This window comes from Neisseria sp. HMSC064D07, assembly GCF_001837185.1.
Taxonomy (GTDB): Bacteria; Pseudomonadota; Gammaproteobacteria; order Burkholderiales; family Neisseriaceae; genus Neisseria; species Neisseria flavescens_C.
Map to the genome: position 1 here is coordinate 1 of NZ_KV831701.1, position 10,996 is coordinate 10,996.

Sequence of the window (10,996 nt, forward strand, 5' to 3'; positions counted from 1 at the left end):
GGGATTTTGGGGAATTTTGCAAAGGTCTCGGCCTATAATCTATCTGCCACACTCAAATATTCATTTTAAAAGCAAATTTATATCAAATAAGTACTTTTGCTTTATAATAACGACAAATACCCAACAAACAGGGAACAAACATGAAAAAAACACTAATGACACTTATCCTTTGCGCATTGACTCCTGCCGCCCTGGCTGCCGATACTTACGGCTACCTGGCCATGTGGCAAAACCCTGCCGACAGCAATGAAGCGCTGCAAATCAAAACCACCAAAGAAAATGCCACCCAACTGGATGCGACAGCCGAACTCGAAACATTCTGTAAAGGCCAAGATGCCTTAGCCGGTATCGGCTCAGGCCAAGCAACAGGTTGTAAAACGGTTGTCCCACTGCACAATACCTGTATCGCTGTTGCCTACCCTAAAGCCATGGGCAAATTGACTGCTCAAAACGTAGTGGCCATTACCTCCCCACGTTTCAAAACCGTGCATCAAATTGCCTTGAACCAGTGTATCAAAAAATACGGCTCACAAGGACAATGCGCTTTAGAAACAGTCTATTGCACTTCCGAAACCTACTATCAAGGTACGGTCAAAACCCTCTGGGAAAAAATCAAATCCATTTAAGGCCGTCTGAAAATAAAACCGGCTTGCCAGATATTCTCCATATCACGGCAAGCCGGTTTTTTATTCTGGCTTTTATTTGCTGTTTTTTTCCAACAATTTGGCCACAACACCTTCAGCCTGTTTCACCAAATCAGGATTGGTTCGGAAGTGGTTTTCATCATTTAAAGAGTAGCTGACAGTAGAAACCGCATACTTCGTGCTTCGCAACACAAATACGCCTTTACGCAAGATTTCGTCATTGCCTTTGGTTTTGTAACGCAGGTTATACGGGCAAGAAGAATCATACAGTTTGCTGCGGTTGTCCGCTGTCACAATAGTGCTACCAATGCCGCGTTTTGCCAAAGCTTTAGACAAAGCACGATCCAAATCATGCGGTCTTACTTTTGCATTTTGAATGATGCAGACATGTTTGATGCTGGTCAGCTCTTCAGGTTTCAATACTCTTTGTTCCGTAGTGGAACACGCGCCCAGCAACAATACGGCTGAAGCCGCTGCTAAAATCATGGTTTTCATCTGTTTTCCTTTTTAAAATTTTCAAACAATAAATATTCAGACGGCCTTTACAAAAAGGCCGTCTGAAAAAATCAACGTACGTTTTTCATCAAACGCTGTTTCTCACGCTTCCAATCCGCTTCTTTCAGGCTTTGGCGTTTGTCATGCTGTTTCTTACCCTTGGCCAAACCGATTTCCACTTTGATTCTACCACGTGTGTAATGCAGGTTTAAGGGCACAATCGTATAACCGGCACGTTCGGTTTTACCGATTAACTTGTTGATTTCCGATTGTTTCAACAACAACTTACGCGGACGGACAGGGTCGGGTTTGACGTGTGTCGAGGCAGTGGGCAATGCGGTAATGTGGCAGCCCACTAAATAGAATGCGTCTTTTTTCCAGTAGATATAGCTTTCTTTTAATTGAACGCGTGCAGCGCGGATGGCTTTGACTTCCCATCCCTCCAATACTATACCGGCTTCGATTTGGTCTTCGATAAAGAAATCGTGAAAGGCTTTTTTATTATTGGCAATACTCATTGTGCTGATTCTTTACAAACTTTTCAGACGGCCTATTTTATCAGGCATGCTTAAAAAATAAAACGGCAAACGGTTTTGAAACGTTTATTCGCTTAAAACATGGCGACGGTAAAAGCGGTCTATATCGGCAATGGCTTTTTCATCTTCAGGGCGCAAATCCAGTTTCAAATCGGCAAGGCGGATCAAGATTTGGTCTTCACGCTCGGCAACGGCGCAGCTGACTTCGCCTTCGCTGCGAAAATGACGGATAAGCTCGTCTAACTGGTTTAAAGCATTTTGATAAGATGAATTTTGATTCATAATTTTTGACCCGAACGCCCATAAAAAATGGCGGGAAACCCCGCCATGATTTTACGGCTTACGCCGCGCATTTAATTAAGCAGCTTGAATGTTAGCAGCTTGTTTGCCTTTAGGGCCGGTGGTTACGTCGAAAGATACGCGTTGACCTTCTTTCAGGGTTTTGAAACCATCCATGTTGATCGCTGAGAAGTGAGCGAACAAATCTTCGCCACCTTCATCAGGAGTGATGAAACCAAAACCTTTAGCGTCGTTAAACCATTTTACGATACCGGTTGCCATTAGAAACTTCCTATACTTAAAAATTAACAAAATCAGCAAAACAAGGCATACAGCAAACTAAAACGTTCAGCGTTTCTCCCACGTATTACATACGCGGTCGAGTGCCAACTTCTGCTTAACCGTCTTTTTACATTTGTTAAGACAAAACGTCAAGCTATGTTTTCAAAAAAGTGGGAAAATAGAAAAAAATTGCCGAAATACAACAGAAAACGGTTTACACTCTAAAACAGGCCGTCTGAAAACTGAAACCTAAGCTTATGAACCATCCGAATACCGACCACCAATCCGATACCCTGCTCAGCGATATCAACACACAGCCGCCGAAACGTTACGGCGTATTTTTATTGAACGACGATTACACCACCATGGAATTTGTCGTCGAAATCCTGACCGAAGTCTTTATGCTTGCACAGGAACAGGCAGTGGCTGTCATGTTGCTGGTGCACCACGAAGGCAAAGGCCTGTGCGGCACCTACACGCGCGATATTGCGCAGACCAAGCAGCATCAGGTCATGGAACGTGCCAAAGCTGAAGGGCATCCGCTCAAATGTATAGTCGAAGAGGTTTAAATCATGCTTTCACCCGAATTGGAACACATCCTGCAACTGCTCTACCGTGAAGCACGCAACGCCCGTTATGAGTTTATCAGCTTGGAACACCTACTTTTGGTGCTGATAGAAGAAGATGCGGCTGTGCCGAACGTCTTAAAACTGTGTGGTGCGGATTTGAAAGTCCTGTCCGAGCAGCTTGCGGCCAGCGTTGCAGAAAATACGCCGCAAATTCCCGATCATCTTCTGGATACGGTCGAAACCCAGCCGACCTTGGGCTTCCAACGCGTCATCCAACGGGCGATGGTGCATACCCAGTCTGCCGGTAAAGCCGCAGTAGAGCCTTTGGATATTTTGGTTGCCATGATGAGCGAATCTGAAAGCCATGCCGTTTATTTCCTCAAATTGCAATCCATTACGCGCTTTGAAGTCTTGCGTTGCATTGCCCATGGCTCGCCCGATGACGAAGACGGCAATGATTCAGACGGCCTGGGACGCGAGGGCGAAGAAGCGGAACAGAAAACCGGCTCTCTTTCCGACTACACCGTCAACCTCAACGCCGAAGTCAAAGCCGGCCGTATCGACCCTTTGATTGGTCGCAAACATGAAATGGAACGGCTGGTGCAAATCCTGTGCCGCCGCCGCAAAAACAATCCGCTTTTGGTCGGCGAGGCTGGCGTAGGCAAAACCGCGCTGGCAGAAGGTTTGGCACATCAAATCATCAACGGCGACATTCCCGACGCGCTGAAAGATGCCGAAGTGTACGCGCTGGATATGGGTTCGCTTTTGGCTGGCACGAAATACCGCGGCGACTTTGAAGCTCGGGTCAAGTCCGTCTTGAAACAGCTCGAAAAAATCCCGCACGCCATCTTGTTTATTGACGAAATCCACACCATCATCGGCGCAGGCAGTACCAGCGGCGGCACAATGGATGCGTCTAACCTGCTCAAACCTGCGCTGGCAAAAGGCTCGCTGCGCTGCATCGGTGCGACCACTTATGACGAATACCGTACCATTTTCGACAAAGACCACGCCTTAAGCCGCCGTTTCCAAAAAATCGATGTGATCGAACCTACTGTTTCCGAAACCGTGCAAATCCTGCGCGGCTTGAAACCGATGTTTGAAGATTTTCACCAAGTCTGCTATACGCAAGGCGCACTTGAAGCCGCAGCCGAACTTTCCACACGTTACATCAACGAGCGTTTCCTGCCCGACAAAGCCATCGACGTGATGGACGAAGCAGGTGCGGCACAACGGATTCTGCCCAAATCCAAACAGAAAAAAGTCATCGGTAAAGCGCAAATCGAAACCGTCATCGCCAAAGTTGCGCGGATTCCTGAAAAAACCGTGTCGCACGATGACAAACAAGTGCTGCAATTCCTCGGCCGCGATTTGAAAAACATGGTTTACGGTCAAGAAAATGCCATCGATGCGCTGGTTGCCGCCGTCAAAATGTCGCGCTCCGGCCTTGCCCTGCCCGACAAACCGATAGGCAGTTTCCTCTTCTCCGGCCCAACCGGCGTCGGCAAAACCGAAGTCGCCAAACAGCTTGCCTACTCGATGGGCGTACCGCTGCAACGCTTTGATATGTCCGAATACATGGAACGCCATGCCGTATCGCGCCTCATCGGCGCGCCTCCGGGCTACGTCGGCTTTGAACAAGGCGGCCTTTTAACCGAAGCCGTCAACAAACAGCCGCATTGCGTATTGCTCTTGGACGAAATCGAAAAAGCCCACCCCGACATTTTCAATGTCCTCCTACAAGTCATGGACGCAGGCAAGCTGACCGACAACAACGGTAAAAGTGCCGATTTCCGCAACGTCATCCTGATTATGACCACCAACGCCGGCGCGGAAAGCCTCAGCCGACCCAGCCTAGGCTTTACCTCCAAGCGCGAACGCGGCGACGAAATGCAGGCAATCAACAAACTCTTTACGCCCGAGTTCCGCAACCGCTTGGACGCGATTATCCCGTTTGCACCCTTGTCCGAGCCCATTATCGTCAAAGTCGTGGACAAATTCCTGCTCCAGCTCGAACACCAGCTCCTCGACAAAAAAGTCGAAGCCGAATTCACACCGGCATTGCGCAAATATCTGGCGGAAAAAGGTTTCGACCCGCAAATGGGCGCACGCCCGATGAACCGCCTGATTCAGGAAAAAATCCGCAAACCGCTCGCCGACGAACTCCTGTTCGGCAAACTCGCCGAAGGCGGCTTTGTGCTGATAGACTGGGATGCGGCAAAAGAAGAAGCCGTGTTGAAATTCAAGAAAAACAAAGTCAAACCTGAAGCAGAAACTGTTTAACCGACTGAAAAATAAAAGGCCGTCTGAAATTTCAGACGGCCTTTTTATCTCAATCAAAAATCTGATTTACAAAACGGATTTAACAGTGGCAACCACATTGTCTACGGTAAAGCCGAATTCTTTGAACAGCAAATCAGCAGGTGCAGACTCGCCGAAGCGGTTGATACCGACCACGGCGCCGTTCAAACCGACGTATTTATACCAACCATCAGCATGTCCGGCCTCTACGGCTACGCGTGGCAAACCTTCCGGCAGAACGGCGGCTTTATAGGCGGCGTCTTGGCGGTCGAATACATTGGTAGAAGGCATGGAAACAACGCGTACGGCAATACCTTGTTCTGACAATACTTTTTGCGCTTCCAGAGCCAATTCAACTTCAGAACCGGTAGCAATTACAACAGCTTGTGCATTGCCTTGAGCTTCACTGATTACATAAGCACCGCGTTTGATGTCGTTCAGCTGTTGCTCATCACGCGCTTGGAATTTCAGGTTTTGACGGCTGAAAATCAGGCTGGACGGATGATCGGCTGCTTTAACGGCTTCAGACCACGCCACCAAAGATTCAACGGTATCGCATGGACGCCATACATCCATATTTGGAATTAGGCGCAGAGTGGCGGTTTGCTCGATAGGTTGGTGGGTTGGACCGTCTTCGCCCAAACCGATGGAATCGTGGGTGAACACAAATACAGGGTTGATTTTCATCAGTGAAGCCATACGCAAGGCATTACGCTCGTATTCGCTGAACATCAGGAAAGTCGCGCCGAATGGTTTCACACCGCCATGCAGGGTAAGGCCGTTCATGATTGCGCCCATGCCGAACTCGCGCACGCCGTAGTGAATATAGTTGCCGCCGTGTTCGCGGGTAACGGAAACGCTGTTTGACCAGTCTGTCAGATTGGACGGGGTCAAGTCGGCAGAACCGCCCACCAATTCAGGCAGCTCTTTGGCCAAGATTTCGATGCTGTTTTGGCTGGCTTTACGGGTGGCGATGGTTTCTGCTTTGGCGCACACTTCTTTTAATGCAGCTTGAACGTAAGCGTCGAAGTTTTCAGGCAGTTTTTTATCCATGCGGCGCACGAATTCTGCGGCTTCGGCAGGATATTTGGCTTGATATTGAGCGAAGAGTTCGTTCCATTCGGCCTCAAGTTTCGCGCCTTTTTCTTTTGCATCCCATGCAGCATAGATTTCTTGAGGGATTTCAAACGCAGGATAAGCCCAACCCAAATGTTTGCGCGTGGCTTCGATCTCGTCCGCACCCAAAGGCGCACCGTGGGTTTTATGGCTGCCTTCTTTATTGGCACTGCCTTTGCCGATTAAGGTTTTACAGCAAATCAGGGAAGGTTTGCCGGTTTCGGCTTTGGCCGCTTCAATGGCCGTCTGAATGGCATCAGTATCATGACCGTTTACATTTGGAATCACATGCCAGCCGTAGCTTTCAAAGCGTTGCGGAATATTTTCGGTAAACCAACCGTCCACTTTACCGTCGATGGAAATATTGTTGTCATCATATAAAACAATCAGTTTGCCCAAGCCCAAAGTACCGGCGAGCGAACAGGCTTCGTGCGATACGCCTTCCATCATACAACCGTCGCCCATGAAGACGTAAGTGTGGTGGTCAACGATGTTCAAGCCTTCTTTATTAAATTCGGCAGCCAAGATTTTTTCGGCCAAAGCCATACCCACTGCGTTGGCAATACCTTGTCCCAATGGGCCGGTCGTGGTTTCCACGCCGTCGGTGTAGCCGTATTCTGGATGGCCGGGGGTTTTGCTGTGCAGTTGGCGGAAGTTTTTCAGATCATCAATGGAGACGTTGTAGCCGGTCAGGTGCAACAGGCTGTAAAGAATCATGGAAGCATGACCATTGGAGAGGACAAAACGGTCGCGGTTGTAGAATTTCGGGTTGGCAGGGTTATGATTGAGGAACTTCGTCCACAACACTTCCGCCATTTCCGCCATACCCATAGGCGCACCCGGGTGGCCTGAGTTGGCTTTTTGTACGGCATCGACTGAGAGGAAACGGATTGCGTTTGCCAGTTGAGACATGGTTTGACCTTCCTTGGACAAGATTGGAAATATGAAAAAAGGTGTGCCGATTATCGCCTGAATCAGCCGTGCTTTCAAGGATAGCTTTTGATATTCGCTTTGTCAGACGGCCTGTTTCCACTCGGTTGCCCGAAACGGACAGGATAGATGATATTAACTGTTATTTCGTTTTGAAACAGTGCTTTATATATTTTTATCGTGTAAATAGCAAATCACTATAAGTTTGCATACAGACTGATTTGTAAACCTTTGAATACTGCCCTTTTCAGACGGCCCTACATCAAACGGCCGCAAGGAATCCATCGTTAAGACGAAGTCCCTCTTTTGCTTTGAATAGAGTCAAATGTTATGATTTGTATGCACGCGAAAGGCCGTCTGAAAATATTCACATCAAACTACTACCATGACAACAGGCTTGTGTGCACTTCATCAAGGAACACTGAAATGTCACCAGAAAACCAAGCTGAAAACACCACCCCCTCAACAGAAAAAACAGCAAAAGCTACTGCGCCCAAACCTTCCAAACCCAAATCCAGCGTGATTCAAATCCATCCCGAAGGCGAACGCATCCATCCCAAAAAGGCGGAAGGACGCTTTGCCAAACTGCGTATCGCCGCCGTATTGGCGACCCAGTTTGTATTTTACGTTATTCCATGGTTCAACTGGAGCGGCCGTCAGGCGGTTTTATTCAATATCCCTGACCGTCATTTCTTCATTTTCGGACTGTCGCTGGGTATGGGCGATTTGATTTACCTTGCCTTGCTGCTGATGATTTGCGCATTCGGATTGTTTTGGTGGACAACCATTGCCGGTCGTTTGTGGTGCGGCTATTCATGCCCGCAAACAGTTTACACCGAAATTATGCTGTGGATTGACAACTTGGTCGAAGGCGATAGAAACAAACGCCTAAAACTGGAAAAATCGCCTTGGAACTTTACTAAAATTCGCATTAAGGCCACCAAATACTTGCTGATTTTCCTTGTCTGCGCATGGACAGGTATCACTTTTGCAGGCTGGTTTATCCCGATCCGCCAATTTGTTCCCGATTTATTCACCGGAGCAGCAGGCGGCGGCGCAATGTTTGCCGCAGCATTTTACGGATTCATGACTTTCTTCTTCGCCCACATCATGCGCGAAAAAGTGTGTCTGCATATGTGTCCGTATGCACGTTTCCAAAGTGCAATGTTTGACAAAGACACGCTAATTATTTCTTACGATACCGAACGCGGCGAACCGCGCGGCGCACGCAAGAAAACCGTCAACAAAGAAGACAGCGGCTTGGGCGACTGCATCAACTGCACCATGTGCGTGCAAGTCTGCCCCGTCGGTATCGACATCCGAGACGGTTTGCAATACCAATGTATCGGCTGCGCGGCGTGTATCGATGCCTGCGATGAAATCATGGACAAAATGGGCTACGAGCGCGGCTTAATCCGTTATACGACCGAAGGCGCGTTGGAACACGAATACCCTGAAAGCGACATCAAAAAACGCTTGAAACGTCCGCGTGTAGCTGGTTATGGCGCAGTACTCCTGGTGGTCATCATCGCCTTCCTGGTCGGCATTTCCACCCGAAAAATGGTCGAAGTTGATATCCTGAAAGACCGTGGCGTCATGGTTCGCGAAAACAGCCAAGGCTGGTTGGAAAATGCCTATAACCTGCGCATTATCAACAATAGTGAAAACGAACAACTGATGACCGCAACCGTCAAAGGCTTTGATGAAATCGCGCTGACCGGCCTGCCTGAAAACGGTATTAAAATTGCGCCGCGGGAAACCGTTACCATCCCGGTACAGGTATCTACCATTCCCGAATACGCTGACAAAGGCAGCCATCCGATTGAATTTACCTTTATCTATCGCGAGACCGGCTCTGCCGACTCCAAACCGACTACTTTAGAAGAAAAAGCAACCTTTATCGGAGAATAAACGGTGTCCCCACAACCCAAAATCAAACCTTGGTACAAACATATTTGGCCCTGGGTGCTGATGGCCGGCCCCATCTTCGTCGTTATCGCCAGCGTTTCCATGTTCTTCGTCGCAAAAGAACATACGACAGACTTGGTGTCTGACGATTACTACAAAGACGGCAAACACATCGAAATCCAACTTCACCGCGATGAAGAAGCCGTTAAACGGCAAATTCAGGTGCAGGTCTTAATCAGTCCGGATATGAACGCCGCCAAAGTATTCGTCAGCGGACAATTCGATACCAAACAGCCATTAAACCTATTGTTGATGCACCCAACGCGCAAAGCCGATGACCAAACCGTCAAGCTGCGCGCCGTAACAGCCGAACCACAAAACGGCCGCATGGAATACGAAGCCGTCTTTAAACCTTTACGCCCAACCAATCATTGGTACCTGCGCGTTGAAGATGCCTCAGGCGTATGGCGTGTTGAAAACAAATGGATAGTCAGCCAAGGCAATGCAGTCAACTTGACACCCATGGACAAATTGTTCGACAACGGCAAACAAGCCGCTTCAGAAGAACAATAAATCCCATATTCAGGCCGTCTGAAAGTTTCAGACGGCCTGAAAATCTTTTTACCCTCTATCATTCTTTAAAATATGATTTTTTCCAATTGGCGCAGACTGACCGAAAACGAAGTCCGTATGGCAAAACAAGTTTTTGCGGACAGCATAAACTTCCACCGCATCAAAATATATCGCGGCATTCCACTTATACCCAACGCCAATACCGCCATTGCACCCAATGGAAACATATACTTTCCGCGTAAACACTGCCCCGAAGATTTCACTCAAGCCGGCATAGCCTACAAAATTTGGCTGATTCATGAGCTGACACATGTCTGGCAACACCAGCGCGGTCACAAAGTTTGGCTTTCCGGCCTATTCATCATGCTCAAAGGCGGATACAGAAAACGCAAAGCTTACGCCTACCCCATCCCCTTACCCCACATTAACCAATTAAATATCGAACAGCAGGCAGACCTTATTGCCCACTATTTCGCAGCTACTTTTCTACCCAAAAACATTTACACCCCGCAACAGCCTATTTTTCAGACGGCCTTAGCAGATTTTCTTCACAACCCACACGACAAAAATCTATGCCCAAGATACTTGTCGGCAAAAAAACAACACTTCAAAAAGCAGAGTGAACAAATAAGCTATAATGAACAACCCGACACATCATCCAAAAGATCCCAAACCATGCCTTGGAACATACCTATTTTACTTACCTGGATGCGCGTCCTATTAATCCCCGTGTTCACCATCCTATTCTATTTACCGAACACATGGATTCAACCACAAACCGTCAACTGGACAGCCGCCATCATCTTTGCACTTGCCGCTATTACAGACTGGTTTGACGGCTTTTTAGCACGCCGCTGGAAACAAACCTCCGACTTCGGTGCATTCCTCGATCCCGTTGCCGACAAGCTCATGGTTGCTGTTGCCCTACTTCTGCTCGTCAGCCTTGGTAGAACATACGCCATCTTCGCCATGATTATTATCGGACGAGAAATTACCATTTCCGCCTTGCGCGAATGGATGGCACAAATGGGCAAACGCGGCAGCGTTGCAGTGGCCACTATCGGCAAATTCAAAACTACTGCCCAAATGATCGCCATCTTCCTTTTGCTTATCGGTACGGACAAATATAACGACCCTTTCTATCTCATTGGTAACATATTGATGTTTATAGCATCTGTATTGACCATCTGGTCAATGTGCTACTACCTGAAAATGGCATGGAAAGAATTCAAATAAATTTTTTAAAAAATAAAAACAAAACACTTGACGCACGCGATTAAATCCATAATAATTGCGTCTTCTTCGATATACGAAGCAACAAATATCAGAGCGGGAATAGCTCAGTTGGTAGAGCGCAACCTTG

11 protein-coding genes are annotated in these 10,996 nt (G+C 47.9%); 6 read left to right on the plus strand and 5 right to left on the minus strand.

The window, feature by feature from the left end; translation table 11 throughout:
- Positions 1-140 precede the first annotated feature (140 nt).
- Entirely contained in the window at positions 141-626 is a 486-nt protein-coding gene (locus HMPREF2608_RS07045) for a DUF4189 domain-containing protein (protein ID WP_070826449.1), read from the plus strand.
- 72 nt (positions 627-698) lie between these two features.
- Here the strand turns inward: HMPREF2608_RS07045 and HMPREF2608_RS07050 are convergent, their stop codons facing one another.
- From HMPREF2608_RS07050 to HMPREF2608_RS07065, 4 genes are all read right to left on the minus strand, one after another.
- On the minus strand, positions 699-1,139 hold the full coding sequence (locus tag HMPREF2608_RS07050) for a hypothetical protein (protein ID WP_070583965.1): 441 nt from the start codon (positions 1,137-1,139) through the stop codon (positions 699-701).
- 71 nt (positions 1,140-1,210) lie between these two features.
- Positions 1,211-1,657 (minus strand): SsrA-binding protein SmpB, encoded by a 447-nt coding sequence (gene smpB / locus HMPREF2608_RS07055; RefSeq protein WP_003679566.1) that lies wholly within the window; start codon positions 1,655-1,657, stop codon positions 1,211-1,213.
- An 84-nt stretch (positions 1,658-1,741) separates the two neighbouring features.
- Positions 1,742-1,957, minus strand: a complete 216-nt coding sequence (locus HMPREF2608_RS07060; protein WP_003679564.1) for a hypothetical protein — start codon at positions 1,955-1,957, stop codon at positions 1,742-1,744.
- Between the two features lie 75 nt (positions 1,958-2,032).
- Positions 2,033-2,236 carry a cold-shock protein gene (locus HMPREF2608_RS07065; RefSeq protein WP_003682902.1) on the minus strand — a complete coding sequence of 68 codons (204 nt, stop codon included), beginning with the start codon at positions 2,234-2,236 and terminating at the stop codon, positions 2,033-2,035.
- 257 nt (positions 2,237-2,493) lie between these two features.
- Here HMPREF2608_RS07065 and clpS point away from each other — a divergent pair, with 257 nt between their 5' ends.
- Positions 2,494-2,805 carry an ATP-dependent Clp protease adapter ClpS gene (gene clpS / locus HMPREF2608_RS07070; protein WP_003679561.1) on the plus strand — a complete coding sequence of 104 codons (312 nt, stop codon included), beginning with the start codon at positions 2,494-2,496 and terminating at the stop codon, positions 2,803-2,805.
- 3 nt (positions 2,806-2,808) lie between these two features.
- Positions 2,809-5,088 carry an ATP-dependent Clp protease ATP-binding subunit ClpA gene (gene clpA, locus HMPREF2608_RS07075; protein WP_070826450.1) on the plus strand — a complete coding sequence of 760 codons (2,280 nt, stop codon included), beginning with the start codon at positions 2,809-2,811 and terminating at the stop codon, positions 5,086-5,088.
- 66 nt (positions 5,089-5,154) lie between these two features.
- Here clpA and tkt read toward each other — a convergent pair whose 3' ends face one another.
- Entirely contained in the window at positions 5,155-7,134 is a 1,980-nt protein-coding gene (gene tkt, locus HMPREF2608_RS07080; RefSeq protein ID WP_070826451.1) for a transketolase, read from the minus strand.
- Positions 7,135-7,578: 444 nt separating this feature from the next.
- Here tkt and ccoG point away from each other — a divergent pair, with 444 nt between their 5' ends.
- The 3 genes from ccoG to pgsA all read left to right on the plus strand — a co-directional run bounded on the left by ccoG (position 7,579) and on the right by pgsA (position 10,869).
- Positions 7,579-9,063: a cytochrome c oxidase accessory protein CcoG gene (ccoG, locus tag HMPREF2608_RS07085; RefSeq protein WP_070826452.1), complete on the plus strand. Its 1,485-nt coding sequence runs from the start codon at positions 7,579-7,581 to the stop codon at positions 9,061-9,063.
- 3 nt (positions 9,064-9,066) lie between these two features.
- Positions 9,067-9,633 carry a FixH family protein gene (locus tag HMPREF2608_RS07090; RefSeq protein ID WP_053091033.1) on the plus strand — a complete coding sequence of 189 codons (567 nt, stop codon included), beginning with the start codon at positions 9,067-9,069 and terminating at the stop codon, positions 9,631-9,633.
- Positions 9,634-10,308: 675 nt separating this feature from the next.
- The gene (pgsA, locus tag HMPREF2608_RS07100) at positions 10,309-10,869 is read left to right on the plus strand and encodes a CDP-diacylglycerol--glycerol-3-phosphate 3-phosphatidyltransferase (RefSeq protein ID WP_003679552.1); all 561 of its coding nucleotides are present in this window, start codon (positions 10,309-10,311) and stop codon (positions 10,867-10,869) included.
- The last annotated feature ends 127 nt before the right edge of the window (positions 10,870-10,996 follow it).

Coding starts and splice junctions, on each gene's coding strand:
- tkt (WP_070826451.1), bottom strand. CDS start 7,134: ATGTCTCAACTGGCAAACGCAATCCGTTTCCTCTCAGTCGATGCCGTA.
- clpA (WP_070826450.1), top strand. CDS start 2,809: ATGCTTTCACCCGAATTGGAACACATCCTGCAACTGCTCTACCGTGAA.
- ccoG (WP_070826452.1), top strand. CDS start 7,579: ATGTCACCAGAAAACCAAGCTGAAAACACCACCCCCTCAACAGAAAAA.
- pgsA (WP_003679552.1), top strand. CDS start 10,309: ATGCCTTGGAACATACCTATTTTACTTACCTGGATGCGCGTCCTATTA.
- HMPREF2608_RS07060 (WP_003679564.1), bottom strand. CDS start 1,957: ATGAATCAAAATTCATCTTATCAAAATGCTTTAAACCAGTTAGACGAG.
- HMPREF2608_RS07065 (WP_003682902.1), bottom strand. CDS start 2,236: ATGGCAACCGGTATCGTAAAATGGTTTAACGACGCTAAAGGTTTTGGT.
- HMPREF2608_RS07045 (WP_070826449.1), top strand. CDS start 141: ATGAAAAAAACACTAATGACACTTATCCTTTGCGCATTGACTCCTGCC.
- HMPREF2608_RS07050 (WP_070583965.1), bottom strand. CDS start 1,139: ATGAAAACCATGATTTTAGCAGCGGCTTCAGCCGTATTGTTGCTGGGC.
- clpS (WP_003679561.1), top strand. CDS start 2,494: ATGAACCATCCGAATACCGACCACCAATCCGATACCCTGCTCAGCGAT.
- smpB (WP_003679566.1), bottom strand. CDS start 1,657: ATGAGTATTGCCAATAATAAAAAAGCCTTTCACGATTTCTTTATCGAA.